The sequence below is a fragment of the Pseudorhodoferax sp. Leaf265 genome (assembly GCF_001422365.1).
Classification (GTDB): domain Bacteria; phylum Pseudomonadota; class Gammaproteobacteria; order Burkholderiales; family Burkholderiaceae_C; genus Pseudorhodoferax.
In genome coordinates this window covers 71,451-87,528 of record NZ_LMMT01000034.1, presented here as the reverse complement: position 1 = coordinate 87,528, position 16,078 = coordinate 71,451, and the positions used below count along the sequence as shown (strand labels likewise).

Genomic DNA, 16,078 nt, shown 5'->3' with positions numbered 1-16,078 from the left:
GCGCCGTGGAGAGATTAGTGAATCTCCTAGAATATTGATGAGTTATGTAGAAATAAATACAGAATGCGCGGATCGGAATTCGCTGAGCTGAAAGCCTTTGCCGCCGTGGTCGAGCGGGCGAGCTTCGCGCGCGCAGCGGAGCATCTGGGACTGTCGCCGTCGGCGCTGAGCCAGACCATCCGGCTGCTGGAGGCGCGCCTCGGGGCGCGGCTGCTGAACCGGACCACCCGCAGCGTGGCTCCCACTGCCACCGGAGAACAGTTGTACGGACGCATCGCGCCTTTGATGCGAGACATGGCGGAGGCGGTCGCCCAGGCCAGCGCAGCGGCCGGGCAGACGGGTGGAACACTGCGCATCAACACGCTGGGCATGGCAGCCCGGCAGGTCATCGCGCCGCGGCTGGGCCGGTTCCACCGCGCGCATCCGGATGTGGTGCTGGACATCGTGGTCGATGACGCACTGAGCGACATCGTCACCGGCCGCTTCGATGCCGGCATCCGCGTGGGCGGGCGGCTGGAGAAGGACATGGTGGCCGTGCGCCTCACCCCCGACGTGAAGATGATCGCAGTCGCGTCGCCGGACTACCTGGAGCGTCACGGCGCGCCGCAGTCGCCGGCCCATCTGCACGGCCATGCCTGCATCAACTGGCGCCTGCCAATCGACGGACGCGCCTACCGCTGGGAGTTCGAGAAGAAGGGACAGCGCATGGAGGTGGCGGTCGACGGGCCGGTGGTCACCAACCATTCGGACATCGGCGTCGCCGCCGCAATGCACGGACTGGGCATCGCCTACGCGTTCGACCGCGAGCGCGTCGATACGCATCTTGCGAGCGGAGAACTGGTTCAGGTGCTCGCGTCCTGGTCGATCACGCGACCGGGGTTGTTCCTGTACCACCCCAGCAGGCGCCACTCGCCCGGCGCATTGCGGGCCTTCATCGACTGCCTGCTTGACAGGGATCTGGCTTGAGGCCGCACAGGCCTTGAAGCGCCTGATCTCCAGGACCGCCGTTCATGGCTCCCTGCTTGTCAACGGGCACGCGTGCCTGTGCCGATGGGTCACGGCATCCCGAAATACGGCGAACGCCAACTCCCTGTCGCAGAGCGGGTACTGACGGGATGGTGACGATCGACAGCAACGGGCGGCCAAGGCGGATGGCGCTGCGCGCACAAGGAGCGGCTCTCCTGCAAGGCTTGGCCGCCTGACCATCACGTGTTTGCCGTGGCCCGGCCGGACTTGGGCGCGGCGACGCCTCCTGCGCGCAGCGCCGGTGGCACCGCGTGGCCGGGTAGGCGTCTCTCCCCTAGAAAGCGGCTGAGCCCGCCCACGAACGCCTTGTGGCCTGACACAGTGGGTGCGTCAGCTGCTGGGTGCACTATTTTGAACAGACGGGCTCGATCCTTGCTCCTGCACGGCATGGCGGATCTGTCATCGCTCAATCCATTCTGTTGCGCGCAATAGCAGCCCGCATGCAGCCTGATGCAGCCGATCCCCGGTGGCCGCCGGCGCCAGGCCGGCACAGGCCCGCGCGTGCGTTCCTTCCAGCACGACGGCAAGCTTGTAGCAGGCCAGCACGGCGTACCAACGCAATGCGCTCAGGTCGCGCGGGCTGTGCAGGGCGTAGTGCGCCACCAGTTCATGCTCCAGCGCGAAGCCCTCCCAGGGCGCGATGTTGTTCGTGATGTGGTGCGCGCCATCGGGCCGCGGCCAGGTGGCCAGCAGCGTGCCCAGGTCGACCAGGGGATCCCCCACGGTGGACATCTCCCAGTCCACCACGGCCGCCAGCTCCGCGCTGTCATGGCGGAACATGACGTTCGACAGATGGAAGTCGCCGTGCAGGATGCCGGGCGCCGTGTCGGCCGGCTGGTGGCTGCGCAGCCACTGCGCGATCGGCGCGATGGCCGGCAGGCCCGCCGGGCCGGGCCAAGCGGCGTGCTGCGCATAACTGTCCAGCTGCCGGCCCCACCGGTCCACCTGCCGTTGCAGGAAGCCCTGCGGCCGGCCGAAGTCCTGCAGCCCTAGCGCATCGGGGTCCAGGCTGCCGAGCGTTGCCGCGGCCTCCGCCATGGCCAGGCCCATGCGCCGGCGCATGTCGCGGCGCGACGCATGCAACGCCGGCAGGCCGGACGTGCCCGCATTGAACCCCTCGACGGCCCGCATCAGGAAGAAGGCCGTGCCCAGCACCTCGGTGTCGTCGCACGCGGCGACCAGCCCCGCATGCGGCACGCCGCTGCCCGCCAGCGCACCGAGCACGCGTGCTTCGCGCAGCATGGCGGCGTTGCTTTCCGGCCGCGGGTGCGCCGGCGGGCGGCGCAGCACGTAGCACTGCCCGCCCCGCTCGAAACGCAGCAGGATGTTCTGGGTGCCACCGGCGAGCAGCTGGCACCGCGTGAGCTCGCCATGGCCGATGCCGCGCTGGTCCATCCAGCGCCGCAGTCGCTCGGTGTCGACCAGCGCCTGGAGTCCGGCAGATGCCGGAACCGCGGCCCTGGTCACAGCACCTCGCGGTAACGCTCCTGCGCCTTGCGGCGCAGCGCGGGCAGGTGCTGGCTCGGGAAGACCTCGTCGGCCGGCTTCACGGCGGCCAGCAGCTCCTTGGCCAGCGTGACCTGGTGCACCTCGGTCGGCCCGTCCGCCAGCCCCATCACGTAGGACGCCAGCAGCTGGTCGAAGAACGGCATCTCGTTGCTCACGCCGAGCGAACCATGGACCTGGATCGCACGCGAGACGATGTCGTGCAGCACCTTGGGCATCGCCGCCTTCACGGCCGAGATGTCCTTGCGCACCTTCTTGTAGTCGTTGTGCTTGTCGATCAGCCAGGCCGTGCGCAGCACCAGCAGGCGGAACTGCTCCAGCTGGATCCACGAGTCCGCGACCATCGCCTGCACCAGCTGCTTGTCGGCCAGGCTGCCGCGCCGCGACCGCCGCGAGACGGCGCGCTCCAGCAACATGTCCAGCGCCTTGCGGGCCTCGCCGATGGTGCGCATCGCGTGATGGATGCGCCCTCCCCCAAGCCGCGTCTGCGCCACCCCGAACGCATCGCCGCGCGCGCCCAGCATCTGGTCGGCCCGCAGCCGCACGTTCTCGAAACCGATGTAGCCGTGGGCATGGCCTTGGGGTTTGCGGCCGGCGAGGTGCACGTCGCGGATGTGCTGCAAGCCGGGCGCGTTCGCCGGCACGATGAAGGCCGACAGGCGCCGGTGCGCAGCCGCGTCGGGATCGGTGACGGCCACCGTGATGAAGAACGATGCGTAGTTGGAGGTGGAAGCGAACCACTTCTGGCCGTTCAGCACCCACGCATCGCCGTCGCGCTCCGCCGTCGTGCGGATCAGGGTCGGATCGGATCCGCCGTGCGGCTCCGTCATCGCGAAGCTCGAGACGATGTCGTTGGCCAGCAGCGGCGCGAGGAACATGCGCTTTTGCTCCTCGGTGCCGTAGTGGGCCAGGATCTCGGCATTGCCCGAATCCGGCGCCTGGCAACCGAACACCGTGGGCGCGTAGGTCGACCGTCCCAGGATTTCGTTGAGCAGCGCGAGCTTCACCTGGCCATAGCCGGGCCCGCCGAGCTCGGGCCCCAGGTGGCAGGCCCAGAGCCCGCGCTCCTTCACGCGCTGCTGCAGCGGCTTGATCAAGCGGTTGCGCAGCGGGTCCTGCACCGCGTAGGGGCTGACCAGCACGTGTTCGAGCGGCTCCACCTCCTCGCGGACGAAGGCGTCGACCCAGTCGAGCTGCTGCTGGAATGGCGGATCGGTTTCGAAGTCCCAGGCCATGGGTGTTCCTTTCTAGGAAGGGGGTGTCAGGCGTGCAGGCCGCCGTCCACGGGGATGGTGTGTCCGGCCACGTAGGCGGCCAGCGGCGAGGCGAGAAAGAGTGCGACCCCGGCGATGTCCTGCGGGGTGCCCACGCGCTTGAGCGGAATGCGCTGCAGGGTCGAGGCCAGCCGCTTCGGATGCTGCGTGGTGGCCTGCGTCAGCTTGGTCGCGACCAGCCCGGGCGCGATGCCGTTCACGCGGATGCCGTCGCTGGCCATGGCGGCGCCCAGCGTGCGCGTCAACGAGATCGCCCCGGCCTTGGACGCCGCGTAGGCCGGGTTGCCGATCGACGACTTGTAGCCCGAGATCGAGCTGATCACGACCACGGAACCACCCGCGGCCTTCAGCGCCGGCTGGAAATGCATGCAGCAGCTCATCACGCTGTTGAGGTTGACCTCGACCACGCGGCGGAAGGTCGCATCGCCGAACTCGGCGCGGCCGTACTCCACGATGCCCTGCGACAGCACCAGCACATCGAGCGTGTCGAACGGCGGTGTCCACGCGGCGATGGCCTGCGCGTCGCCGACGTCGACCTGGGAAAAGCCCAGGCCGCTGAGGTCCGAGCCTTCGTCCGGCCGGTAGTCTTCGGCGCGCGCGCGCGTTCCCCAGACGTGCACGTCGGCGCCTGCCGCGCGGAACGCCTGGGCCACGCCGTTGCCGATGCCGCTGGAGCCACCGACGACGAGCACGCGCCGTCCGTCGAAGCGCAGGACCGCCGGGTCGGCGGATGGGGACGGTGGGCAAGCGGCTTGCATGGTGTTGGCTCGTGAATGGCGGAAACAGAAACAGACGAAGTGCTGCGCCCCCGACGTGGACAGCCATCGTCGACACGCGAAGCGACGGCGAGCCGGCGGCGTGCTCGGCGTTCCCGGCGCACGCCGGTCATTCCAGCTTGATGCGGGCCGATTGGATGGCCGCGCTCCAGCGCACGGCATCCTTGCGCATCAGCGCGCCGAACGCATCGCGCTCCACCGCGGAGACCTGGAAGCCCCACAGTGCGTTCCAGCGCGCCTCGACTCCGGCTTCTGGAGGTGCTGTGTCCACCAAGACCGGCTGGCCGAGTGTCGCGCGCAGGTCCACGCCGATCTCGCGCGCCATGGCATCCACCGGGGAGCCCGCGGGAAAGGGCTGGACCAGCGTGATCGGGCGTGTGGGGTAGTCCTGCGCGTGCGACGCTGGCACTGCCGCGAGCGTTGCAGCCGCGACCGCCAGCCGCAGCCGGGCCGTCAAGAGGGGTCGAAGGGACATGTCTGTCTCCTGGAAATAGATGGCGCAGCCGCCGTCGTCCGGCTACGGACCTCGGCCCGTCTGCGAGCGGGGAGAAAGCGCACCGTCATGGCGCCGGCGGCCATGCCAGCGGCCGGCCACCCGGAAAGGCGATGGCTCGGGATGGCAGGCACCGTGCGCCCCGTTCAGACCAGCCGGCTGCTGCGGCCAGCCCAGTAGCGGTCGCGCAGCAGGCGCTTGTAGAGCTTGCCGTTGTCCTGGCGCGGCAGTTGTGCCTCGAAGTCGATGCTGCGCGGGCACTTCAGCGCGGCCAGGCGCGCGCGGCAGTAGGCGATCAGTTCGGCCTCCAGCGCCGGACCGGCCTCGGCCACGTCCAGCGGCTGCACCACGGCCTTGACCTCTTCGCCGAACTCGGCGTTGGGCACGCCGAACACCGCCACGTCGACCACCTTCGGGTGCAGCGTCAGCACGCCCTCGGCCTCCTGCGGGTAGATGTTCACGCCGCCCGAGATGATCATGTAGGCCTTGCGGTCGGTGAGGTACAGGTAGCCGTCATCGTCCAGGTAGCCGACGTCGCCCAGCGTGGACCAGCCCTTGTCGTTGAACACACCCTCCGTCTTGCCTGGGTCGTTGTGGTACGTGAAACGGCGGCTCCCCTCGAAGTAGATCGTGCCCGGCACGCCCGGCGGTTGCAGCTGGCCGTCATCGCCGACGATGCGGACCGTGTTGAGCAGCGCCTTGCCCACCGAGCCGGGGTGCGACAGCCATTCGGCGGACGTGATGAAGGTGCAGCCCGAGCCTTCCGAGCCGCTGTACTGCTCGACGATGCACGGCCCCCACCAGTCGATCATCTGCTGCTTGACGTCGACCGGGCACGGGGCCGCCGCGTGCAGCGCGCACCGGAGCGAAGACAGGTCGTACCGCGCCCGCACCGCGTCCGGCAGCTTCAGCATGCGCACGAACATCGTCGGCACCACCTGCGTGTGCGTCACGCGGTGCCGCTCGACCAGCGACAGGAAGGTTTCGGGATCGAACTTCTCCATCACCACCACCGTGCCGCCCATGCGCTGCACCGCCGTGCTGAAGCCCAGCGGCGCCGCGTGGTACAGCGGGGCGGGCGACAGGTAGACCGTGTCCGCGTCGTAGCCCAGCGTGCGTGCGAACTGCGCCATGATGGGCACCATCGCCCCGATCGGGTTGTTGGCGAACGGCACCTTGATGCCCTTGGGCTGGCCGGTCGTGCCCGACGAATACAGCATGTTGTGGCCGCCGACCTCGTCGGCGATCGCGGTGGTCGGCCGGGACGCGATGGCCTCCTCCCACCGCGCGAACGGGCCGAAGGCCGCATCCACCGCAAAGAACATCTGCACGCCGGGGCACAGCGCCGGCATCTGCTGCGCGACCTCGCGCATCGCCGCCGACGACACCAGCATCCGGGCGCCGCAGTCGTTGGCGATGTAGGCCGCCTCTGCCGCGCTGAGGTGCGTGCTGATCGGCGTGAAGTACAGGCCCGCGCTCATCGCGGCCCAGTAGACCTCGTAGAAGCGGATGTGGTTCTCCATCAGCACGGCGAGGTGGTCGCCGGGCTTCAGCCCGAGCGCGCGCATCAGGTGCGCGCCCTGGTTGGCGCGCGCCACGAGTTCGGCGAAGCGCAGCGTGGCACCGGTGCCGGCCATGACGACGGCGGCTTTGTCGGGGTGGTTGCGGGCAACGATGGAGGGGTGGGTCATGTCTCGTCGTCAAGAAATGCGGGGGTCTCGGGAAGCTGCGAACCCAAGCTTTGCCCGCAGCCGTATATATTTTGGTTCAACCATTTGAAATACTAGCACGGTTCGGCGTTGCGTTGCATCCGGCGCAGACCCTGGATGGCACGGCGGCCAGCCGGCGCGCCACATGCTTCCATGTTGGTTCAACCTTTTATATGATCGACCACTGTTCCGCAACGACCCTGGCCTGATCGATGGACTCCACCTCCCCGGCGCACGAGAGTGCGCCCCTAGAAGACCTGCTCGCCCGGCGCCACAGCTGCCGGCGGTTCCGTCCGGATGCGGTCCCCCGCGCCACCATCGAGCGCATGCTGGCCCTGGCGCAGCGCAGCGCCTCGTGGTGCAACGCCCAGCCCTGGCAGGTGGTCGTCACCAGCAGCCAGGCAACCGAGCGCTTTCGGCAGCTGCTGCTCGAGAACGCGGGCGCACCGCCCTCGCCCGACTTCCCCTGGCCACGCGAGTACCAGGGCGTCTACCAGCAGCGCCGCCGCGAATGCGGCCTTGCGCTGTACGACAGCGTGGGCATCGCACGCGGCGACCGCGAGGCATCGGCGCGGCAGGCGACGGAGAACTTCCGGCTGTTCGGCGCACCGCATGTCGCGATCGTCACCACCGACGAGGCCCTCGGCCTCTATGGCGCGGTGGACTGCGGCGCCTATGTGGCCAACTTCCTGCTGGCCGCCACCAGCCTGGGCATCGCCACCATCGCGCAGGCCGCGCTGGCCGCGCGCGGCCCGCTCGTGCGCGCGCACTTCGGGCTGCCCGACAGCCGGCGCCTGGTCTGCGGCATCTCCTTCGGCTTTGCCGACGCGGCGCATCCGGCCAACGGCTTTCGCACCAGCCGCGCACCGCTGGCCGATGCCGTGCAGTGGGCCGGATGAGCCGGCACGGCCGACGCAACCCTCCCCAACCCACCCTTCCCCGAGAGACGAACCCAGCATGCACCAACCGCACTGGATGAACGCCGAACTCGAATCGCTGCGCGACAGCGCGCGGCGGTTCTACGACACCGAACTGGTGCCGCACGAAGCCCGCTGGAGCGCCCAGCAGCATGTGGACCGCGAGGTCTGGTACAAGGCCGGCGCCGCCGGCCTGCTGTGCCCGGGCATCTCGGAGGAATACGGCGGCGGCGGCGGCAACTTCCTGCACGAAGCCGTGATCTTCTCCGAGCAGGCGCGCGCCATCGCGGGCGGCCTGGGCAACTCGCTGCACAGCGGCATCGTCGCGCATTACATCGAGAACTTCGCGAGCGAGGCCCAGAAGCGCAAATGGCTGCCCAAGATGGCCACCGGCGAACTCATCGGCGGCCTGGCCATGACCGAGCCGGGCACCGGCACCGACCTGCAGGCCATCCAGACCCGGGCGCTGCGCGACGGCGACCACTATGTCGTGGACGGCGGCAAGACCTACATCACGAACGGCGGCAGCGCCAACCTGATCTGCCTGGTGGCCAAGACCGACCCGGCCCAGGGCGCGCGCGGCGTGTCCATCATCGTGGTCGAGACCGAGCAGGTCACGGGGTTCCGCCGCGGCCAGCCGCTGCACAAGATCGGCATGCATTCGCAGGACACCTGCGAGCTGTTCTTCGACGGCATGCGCGTGCCGTGCGAGAACCTGCTCGGCCCCGAGGAGGGCCAGGGCTTTCGGCAGTTGATGAAGGAGCTGGCGCGCGAACGCATCATCACCGCGCTGATGTCGCTGGCCTGCATGGAACGTGCGATCGAGGACACGCTGCAGTTCACCGCCGACCGCAAGGTGTTCGGCCAGCCGCTGCTCTCCATGCAGAACACGCGCTTCAAGCTGGCCGAGTGCGAAACCCAGGCACACCTGGCCGGCGCCTTCATTGACGACTGCGCTGGCCGCCTGCTGGCCGGCCAGCTCTCGCCCGCCACGGCGGCCATGGCCAAGTGGTGGGTCACCGAGGCCTGCGGCAAGGTGGTGGACGAATGCCTGCAGCTGCACGGCGGCGCCGGCTACATGACCGAGTACCCGATCGCGCGGCTCTACCAGAACGTGCGCGTGCACCGCATCCTGGCGGGCACCAACGAGATCATGAAGGAGCTGATCGCGCGCGAGATGGAGAAGCGGCTGGCCTGATCGCGCGCCGCGCCGCTGATCAGCCCGCGCGCGCAGGCGGCGCGCTCAGCGCGTCGCCCGACGCATCGCCCAGCACCGAGCCGCCATCGCAGTCGACGATGCTGCCGGTGATGTAGCGGGCCGCGTCGCTGCACAGGAACAGCGCGGTCTGCGCGATGTCCTCGATCCGGCCGTAGTCGCGCAGCGCCAGCCGCGACTTGATGGCCTGTTCCCGTTCGGGCGTGGACGCCAGCCGCGCCATGCCCTCGGTGCCGGCGATCGGGCCGGGCGAGACCGCATTCACGCGCACGCCGGCCGGGCCCCACTCCATCGCCAGGCATTGCGTCATCATGTTGATGCCGGCCTTGGCCGCGTTGGCGTGCACCTGGAACAGGCTCGGCCGCACCGCACCCGGCGCGGTGACCGACAGCAGCGAGGCCCCCGGCTTGCGCAGGTGCGGGAAGGCCGCGCGCAGCACGTTGAAGCCGCCGATCAGGTCGATGTCGATCACGGTCTTGAAGCCGTTGGCCGAGAGATGGGCCGCCGGCGCATGGAAGTTGCCGGCCGCGCCCGAGACCACGATGTCCACCGGCCCGTAGGTCTGCACCGCCGTGCGGAACACCGCGTCCACCGCGTCGAAGTCGCGCACGTCGGCCGCGCAGCCGAGCGCGCGGCCGCCGAGCGCCACGATGCTGCGGGCCGCGGCATCGATGCGGCCCTGGTCTCGGCTCAGCACGACGACGGCGCAGCCGGAATGCGCCAGCGCCTGGGCGATGCCCAGGTTGATGCCGCCCGAGGCCCCGGCCACCACGGCCACCTTGCCGCGCAGCAGGTCCGGCGCGAACGTGCTGGCACGGTCGGAGCGTTGCATGCGGGGCTCCCGTCAGGCGAACAGCTGCTGCCGCTCGGCCATGTCGACCAGCAGCGCGGGCGGCTGGAACCGTTCGCCGTAGCGCTGCGCCAGCTCGCTGCTGCGCCGCACGAAGGCCCGCAGCCCCACGCTGTTGATGTACTGCAGCGTGCCGCCGGTCCAGCGCGGAAAGCCGATGCCGAGAACCGAACCGATGTTGGCGTCGCGCGCCGCCGCGATCACGCCCTCCTCCATGCAGCGGACCGACTCGATGGCCTGCACGTAGAGCAGCCGGTCGCGCAGGTCCGCAGTGGGCACCGCCTGGCCGCCAGCGGGGAACTGCTCTGCCAAGCCCGGCCACAACTGCTTGCGGCCGCCCTCGGGATAGTCGTAGTAGCCGCCGCCGCCCGCGCGCCCCGGCCGGCCCAGCGCGACCATTCTCTCGATCACGGCCCAGCCCGCATGCTGAGGCACGGCCTCGCCCGCGGCCTGCAGGTCGGCAATCGTCTGCTGGCGCACCGACCAGGACAGGGCCATCGAGGTTTCGTCCATCACGGCCAGCGGCCCCACGGGCATGCCGACGCTGAGCGCGCCGTTCTCGATCTCGGCCGCCGGCACCCCTTCGGCCAGCAGGGCCGCGCCTTCTTTGGTGAAGGTGCCGAACACGCGGCTCGTGAAGAAGCCGCGGCTGTCGTTGACGACGATGGGCGTCTTGCCCAGCTGCTGCACGAAGTCGTAGGCGCGCGCCAGCGTCTCGGGCGATGTCCGCGCGCCCTTGATGATCTCCACCAGCGCCATGCGGTCCACCGGCGAGAAGAAGTGCAGCCCGATGAAGTTCCCCGGCCGGGCCGACGCCTGCGCCAGGCCGCTGATCGGCAAGGTCGACGTGTTGGACGCGAAGATGCCGCCGGGCGCGAGCTGCGGCTCGGCTTCCCGCGTGACGGCGGCCTTGAGTTCCCGCTGCTCGAACACCGCCTCCACGATCAGGTCGCAACCCGCCAGGTCCGCGGCCGTGCCGGCCGGCGTGATGGCGGCCAGCGTGCGCTGCATGCGCTCGGCGCTCAGCGCGCCCTTCTCCACGCGCCCGGCCAGTGCTTTTTCGACCCGGGCCTTGCCGGCCTGCGCGCCTTCCAGCGTGGCGTCCTTCAGGACCGCCTGCAGCCCGCGCTGGGCGCAGACCTGCGCGATACCCGAGCCCATCAAGCCCGCGCCCAGGATGCCGATGCGGGCGAACCGCGCCGGCGCCACGCCAGCGGGCCGCCCCTTGCCCGACTTGATCTCGTTGGTCTGGAAGAAGAAGGTGGTGATCAGGTTCTTGGCGACCGGATGCGTGGCCAGGTGAACGAGGTAGCGGCTCTCGATGCGTGATGCCGTGTCGAAGTCCACCGTCGCACCCTCGATGGCCGCCGACATGGCCGCCTCAGGTGCCGGGTACAGGCCGCGCTGCTTCTTCATCTGCAGCACGGGCGCCGTGCGCAGCCAGGCCAGCGGCGCTGGCGACCGGTCCGTGGCGCCCGGGATGCGCAAGCCCTTGCGGTCCCAGGGCTGCAGCGGCTCCGGGTTGGCGGCGATCCAGTCCCGCGCCAGCGCCAGCACCGCGTCCATGTCCGGCGCCACGCCGTCCACCAGCTTGAGCTCGAGCGCGCGCGCGGGGCCGAAGGTCGTGCCATCGACCAGCAACGGCATGGCCGCCTGCAGGCCCAGCATGCGCACCGTGCGCACGACGCCGCCCGCACCCGGCAGCAGCCCCAGGCTGGCTTCGGGCAGGCCCAGCAGCAGCTGGGCGTCGTCGACCACGAAGCGGGCATGGCAGGCCAGGCACAGCTCGAAGCCCCCGCCCAGCGCCGTGCCGTTGATGGCCGCGACCACGGGACGCCCCAGCTTCTCGAGCCGGCGCATCAGCGCCTTCATGCCTTCGGCCCGCTCGAACAGCGCGGCGGCGTCCTCGGGCCGGGCCGCCAGCAGGCTGTTCAGGTCGCCACCGGCGAAGAAGGTCTTCTTGGCCGAGGTCAGGATGACGCCGGCGATGCTCTCGCGCTCGGCCTCCAGGCGCTCGACCGCGCCGGCATAGGCATCGCGGAACGCGCCGTTCATCGTGTTCGCGGACTGCCCGGGCATGTCGATGGTGAGCGTGACGATGCGGTCGTCGTCCTTGCGGTAGGTGATGGCGGTGGGTTCGGTCACGGAGGATTCCTCAAACACGTTCGATGATGGTCGCCACGCCCATGCCGTCGGCGGCGCACAGCGTGACCAGGCCGCGCTGCAGGCCGCGGCGTTCCAGTTCGTCCAGCAGCGTGCCCACCAGCATGCAGCCGGTGGCCCCGAGCGGATGGCCCATGGCGATCGCGCCGCCGTTGACGTTCACGCGGTCGGCCGGCACGTCCATCTCCTGCATGAAGCGCAGCACGACGCTGGCGAACGCCTCGTTGACCTCGAACAGGTCGATGTCCTGCACGCGCAGGCCGGCCTTGGCCAGCGCCATGCGGGCCACCGGCGCGGGTGCCGCCAGCATGATGGTGGGCTCGGCGCCGGTCACCGCCACGGACACGAAGCGCGCGCGCGGCGTGAGGCCGAGCGCGCGGCCCTTGGCTTCGCTGCCGATCAGCAGCAGAGAGGCGCCGTCGACGATGCCGGACGAGTTGCCGGCGGTGTGCACATGGGCGATGCGCTCGACCTGCGGGTAGCGGAACTGGGCCAGCGTGTCGAACCCCATCTCGCCCATGTCCGCGAACGAGGGCTTGAGCCGGGCCAGGGTGTCCAGCGAAGCGTCCGGCCGGATGGTCTCGTCCTCGGCCAGGATCACCAGGCCGTTCAGGTCCTTCACCGGCACCAGCGACCGGGCGAAGCGCCCCTCGGCGCGTGCCTGCGCCGCGCGCTGGTGCGAGGCCAGCGCCAGCGCATCGACCTGCGCGCGCGTGTGGCCGTCCAGTGTCGCCATGAGGTCGGCGCTGATGCCCTGCGGCACCGGCTGCATGCGGAAGTTCAGCTGCGGATTGGCATCGCGCGCACTGGGCGCCGCCCCCATGGCGATGCGCGACATCGACTCCACGCCTCCCGCCACCACCAGCTCTTCCCAACCCGAGCGCACCTTCTGCGCCGCGATGTTGGCCGCCTCCAGGCCCGAGCCGCAGTAGCGGTTCAGCTGCAGGCCGGGCACCTTCCAGTCCCAGCCGGCGGCCAGCGCGGCGATCTTGGCGATCACGGCGCCCTGCTCCCCATGCGGCTGCACGCAACCGATCAGCGCGTCCTCGACCTGCGCGGTGTCCAGGTCATTGCGGCGCTGCAGTTCCTGCATCAGGCCGGCCAGCAGGCTGACCGGATTGACTTCATACAGCGCACCGTCGGGGCGCCCCCGGCCGCGCGGGGTGCGCACGGCGTCGAAGATCATGGCTTCTGTCATGGGTTCTCGTTGCTTGGAGTGAAAAGGTGGGAGCGGTGGCGCACGGGGCTATTCCACGCGGATCGCACTGCTGTTCTTGATCGCCAGCCACTCGTCGTGCGACTTGCGCATCACCGCCGCGAACTGGGCCGGCGTGATTGGCGTCGGCGGCTGCAGCCCGAACGCGGCGATGCGCTCGCGCACGTCCGGCGCGGCGCCGGCCTGGGCGAAGGCATCGGCGATCCGGTCGACGATGGCCTTGGGCGTCCTTGCGGGCGCGAACACGCCGGCGAAGGACTCGGGCGCCAACCCACCGATGCCCAGCTCCTGGAAGGTCGGCAGATCCGGCAGCGAGGCGATGCGCTGCGTGCCGGTGGTGGCCAGCACGCGGATGCGGCCGTCCCTGGCGAACTGCATCGCCGAGTAGCCGGAGACCACGCCGGCATCCAGGCGGCCGGCCATCAGGTCGGGAATGATGGGCGCTTCGCCCTTGTAGGGCACATGGTTCAACGCAAAGCCGCCGGCACGCGCCAGGATCTCGCCGAAGTAGTGCGACGAGGAAGCATGGCCGGTCGTGCCGAAGCTGAGCGGCTTGGGCGCGTCCTTGGCCCGCTGCACGAACTCGGCCAGGGTCTTGGGGCCTTGCGGCGGCACGCCCCAGATGCCGGTGATCTCGTAGCACCGCGCCACCGGCACGAAGTCGCGGAAGGGGTCGTAGTTCACCTGCGGCAACAACACCGGGTTGGTCACCAGCGCCGTCATGTTGAACAGCAGCGTGTAGCCGTCTGCCGGCGAGCGGGCCACCGCATCCGTGCCGATCATCGAGTTGGCGCCGGGCCGGTTGTCCACGATGAGCGGCTGGCCCAGAGCCGCTTCCACCTTCTGCGCGAACACCCGTGCCACGGCATCGGTCTGGCCGCCCGGCGGGTACGGCACGATCAGCTTGATCGGCCGGTCGGGGAACTTGGTGTCGGCCCACGCGCTGGACGCGAACGGCGCAGCGCCCAGCAGGGCCAGGGTGTGGCGGCGCGAAAGTGGCATCGGTGTCTCCGTCGGTTTTGTTGGGGAAGCTGGCGAACGGTCCAGAGATCCGGAACGCACCAGGATCATGGCCAACCACAATAGGTTGAACCAATGATGATTATGGACTAGGATCTGCACTTCGTTCAACACCATCGCCATCCGCGCCAGCCACCTGGTCGCGGAGACCAACGCATGAGAGCCTTGCAAGTCCTGGGTTACGGGCCCGACGACCACATCACGGTGCGCGACGTCGCGCAGCCCCAACCCCGGACCGGCGAGGTGCGCGTGCGCGTGCACGCCTGCGGCATCTCGTACGTCGACCTGCTGCTGGCGCGGGGCGCCTACCAGGTGCGCCCGACCCCGCCCTTCATCCCCGGCAGCGAGTACGCCGGCGTGGTCGATGCCATCGGCCCGGACACCGAGACCGGCCTGGTCCCCGGAGACCTGGTCTGCGGCACGCGCCAGGGGGCCTGGGCCGAATACGTCTGCGTGCCCGCCGCGCGCGTCCACGCGCTGCCGCCCGGAACGGACATGGCGCTGGCGTCCGTGGCGCTGGCGTCGGCCTACACGGCGCTGTACGCGCTGCGCACGCGCGGTGGCCTGCAGGCCGGCGACACGCTGCTGGTGCTGGGCGCCGCCGGTGCGGTCGGCCACGCGGCGGTGCAGATCGGCAGGCAACTGGGCGCACGCGTGCTGGCCCTGGCCTCCACCGATGCCAAGCGCGCCGCCGTCCGCGCCGCCGGTGCCGACGCCGTGATCGACAGCGGCGGCGACTGGAAGGACGCCGTGAAGAGGGAGGCCGGCACGCGCGGCGTGGACCTGGTGTTCGACCCGGTCGGCGGTGCGGCCACCGACACGGCCTTCCGTACCCTGGGCTGGGGCGGCCGCCACCTGATGATCGGTTTTGCCGGCGGCGAGATCGGCGCGCTCAAGACGAACCTGTCCATCGTCAAGGGGGCGGCGCTGGTCGGCGTCGACGTGCGCCAGTTCGGCGAACGCGAGCCCGAGCGCGCCGAGGCCCTGTCGCGCGAGTGCGTTGCCTGGTTCGCCGACGGCCGCATCCGCCCCGTGCTGCGCCGTGCATGGCCGGTCGAGCGCTTCGCGCAGGCCGCCGAGGACGCGCAGGACCGCAGCGGCATCGGCCGCGTGGTCATCACCTTCTGAACCCCATGCACGCGCCCCACCCGCCCAGCACCGTCCACACCGCGCGCGACGGCGCAATCTGGACCATCACCCTGGACCGCCCGCACAAGCGCAACGCCATCGACCGCGCCATGGCCGATGCGCTGGACGCGGCGCTGAACACGCTGGACGACAACCCGGATCTGCGTGTGGGCGTGCTGTCCGGCGGCCCCACGTTCTTCTGCGCCGGCAGCGATCTGGCGTCGCGCGGCGACTACGCCACCGCCCGCGGTGGCGAGTACGGTCTCATCCGCCGCCACCGGCGCAAGCCGCTGATCGCCGCCGTCGAAGGCATGGCCCTCGGCGGCGGGCTGGAGATCGTGCTGGCCTGCGACATGGTCGTGGCGGCGGACGACGCACGGCTGGGCCTGCCGGAGGTGCAGCGCGGCGTGTTGCCCACCTGTGGCGCCCTGTTCCGTGCGCTCCAGGCGCTTCCGCCGCACACCGCCCGCGAGCTGGTGCTGGCCGGCCAGCCCATGGACGCGGCGCGCGCCCACGTGCTGGGCCTGGTGAACCATCTCGCGCAGCCCGGACACACCCTGGCCCGGGCACAGGCACTGGCTGCACAGATCGCGGCGAACGCGCCCCTGTCGGTCCAGGCCTGTTTGGGCGCGATGAACGGTCTGCTGGCGGTGGCCGACGCGGCCGGGTGGCAGGCCACGGAGCAGGCCCTGGCGCGCATCCGCAGCAGCGACGACCTCGCCGAAGGCCTGCGCGCCTTCTTCGAGAAGCGCGCGCCAGTCTGGTCAGGCCGCTGAACGCCCCC

General features: G+C 70.4%; 14 protein-coding genes. 5 read left to right on the top strand and 9 right to left on the bottom strand.

What is annotated here, in order from left to right; translation table 11 throughout:
• The first annotated feature begins 63 nt into the window (after nt 1-63).
• Nucleotides 64-966: a LysR family transcriptional regulator gene (locus ASF45_RS22045; RefSeq protein WP_056667951.1), complete on the top strand. Its 903-nt coding sequence runs from the start codon at nt 64-66 to the stop codon at nt 964-966.
• Nucleotides 967-1,425: 459 nt separating this feature from the next.
• On the opposite strand, the gene ASF45_RS22040 is transcribed toward ASF45_RS22045, so the two are convergent.
• From ASF45_RS22040 to ASF45_RS22020, 5 genes are all read right to left on the bottom strand, one after another.
• Nucleotides 1,426-2,493, bottom strand: coding sequence for a phosphotransferase family protein (locus tag ASF45_RS22040; protein WP_235580997.1), 1,068 nt, complete (start codon nt 2,491-2,493; stop codon nt 1,426-1,428).
• Nucleotides 2,490-3,767, bottom strand: coding sequence for an acyl-CoA dehydrogenase family protein (locus ASF45_RS22035; RefSeq protein WP_056667942.1), 1,278 nt, complete (start codon nt 3,765-3,767; stop codon nt 2,490-2,492). The genes ASF45_RS22040 and ASF45_RS22035 overlap by 4 nt, the downstream gene beginning before the upstream one ends.
• Nucleotides 3,768-3,793: 26 nt before the next feature.
• Nucleotides 3,794-4,564: an SDR family NAD(P)-dependent oxidoreductase gene (locus ASF45_RS22030; RefSeq protein ID WP_056667939.1), complete on the bottom strand. Its 771-nt coding sequence runs from the start codon at nt 4,562-4,564 to the stop codon at nt 3,794-3,796.
• Between the two features lie 127 nt (nt 4,565-4,691).
• Complete coding sequence (locus ASF45_RS22025; protein WP_156473138.1) at nt 4,692-5,057, bottom strand: hypothetical protein; 366 nt, start codon at nt 5,055-5,057, stop codon at nt 4,692-4,694.
• A 164-nt stretch (nt 5,058-5,221) separates the two neighbouring features.
• Entirely contained in the window at nt 5,222-6,766 is a 1,545-nt protein-coding gene (locus ASF45_RS22020; protein ID WP_056667933.1) for an acyl-CoA synthetase, read from the bottom strand.
• Between the two features lie 230 nt (nt 6,767-6,996).
• Between ASF45_RS22020 and ASF45_RS22015 the strand changes: the two genes are divergently transcribed.
• Nucleotides 6,997-7,683, top strand: a complete 687-nt coding sequence (locus ASF45_RS22015; RefSeq protein WP_056667930.1) for a nitroreductase — start codon at nt 6,997-6,999, stop codon at nt 7,681-7,683.
• 58 nt (nt 7,684-7,741) lie between these two features.
• The gene (locus ASF45_RS22010; protein WP_056667927.1) at nt 7,742-8,899 is read left to right on the top strand and encodes an acyl-CoA dehydrogenase family protein; all 1,158 of its coding nucleotides are present in this window, start codon (nt 7,742-7,744) and stop codon (nt 8,897-8,899) included.
• A 19-nt stretch (nt 8,900-8,918) separates the two neighbouring features.
• On the opposite strand, the gene ASF45_RS22005 is transcribed toward ASF45_RS22010, so the two are convergent.
• The 4 genes from ASF45_RS22005 to ASF45_RS21990 are packed head-to-tail and all read right to left on the bottom strand — an operon-like array spanning nt 8,919 to nt 14,148.
• Nucleotides 8,919-9,749 carry an SDR family oxidoreductase gene (locus tag ASF45_RS22005; RefSeq protein ID WP_056667924.1) on the bottom strand — a complete coding sequence of 277 codons (831 nt, stop codon included), beginning with the start codon at nt 9,747-9,749 and terminating at the stop codon, nt 8,919-8,921.
• 12 nt (nt 9,750-9,761) lie between these two features.
• The gene (locus tag ASF45_RS22000) at nt 9,762-11,912 is read right to left on the bottom strand and encodes a 3-hydroxyacyl-CoA dehydrogenase NAD-binding domain-containing protein (protein ID WP_082551204.1); all 2,151 of its coding nucleotides are present in this window, start codon (nt 11,910-11,912) and stop codon (nt 9,762-9,764) included.
• Nucleotides 11,913-11,922: 10 nt separating this feature from the next.
• Complete coding sequence (locus tag ASF45_RS21995) at nt 11,923-13,128, bottom strand: acetyl-CoA C-acetyltransferase (protein ID WP_056667922.1); 1,206 nt, start codon at nt 13,126-13,128, stop codon at nt 11,923-11,925.
• A gap of 48 nt (nt 13,129-13,176) precedes the next feature.
• Nucleotides 13,177-14,148, bottom strand: a complete 972-nt coding sequence (locus tag ASF45_RS21990; RefSeq protein ID WP_056667919.1) for a tripartite tricarboxylate transporter substrate binding protein — start codon at nt 14,146-14,148, stop codon at nt 13,177-13,179.
• A gap of 174 nt (nt 14,149-14,322) precedes the next feature.
• Here ASF45_RS21990 and ASF45_RS21985 point away from each other — a divergent pair, with 174 nt between their 5' ends.
• Complete coding sequence (locus tag ASF45_RS21985; RefSeq protein ID WP_063887744.1) at nt 14,323-15,294, top strand: NADPH:quinone oxidoreductase family protein; 972 nt, start codon at nt 14,323-14,325, stop codon at nt 15,292-15,294.
• A gap of 5 nt (nt 15,295-15,299) precedes the next feature.
• A complete protein-coding gene (locus ASF45_RS21980; protein ID WP_056667912.1) occupies nt 15,300-16,070 on the top strand; it encodes an enoyl-CoA hydratase-related protein in 771 nt (256 codons plus the stop codon).
• Nucleotides 16,071-16,078: the final 8 nt, after the last annotated feature.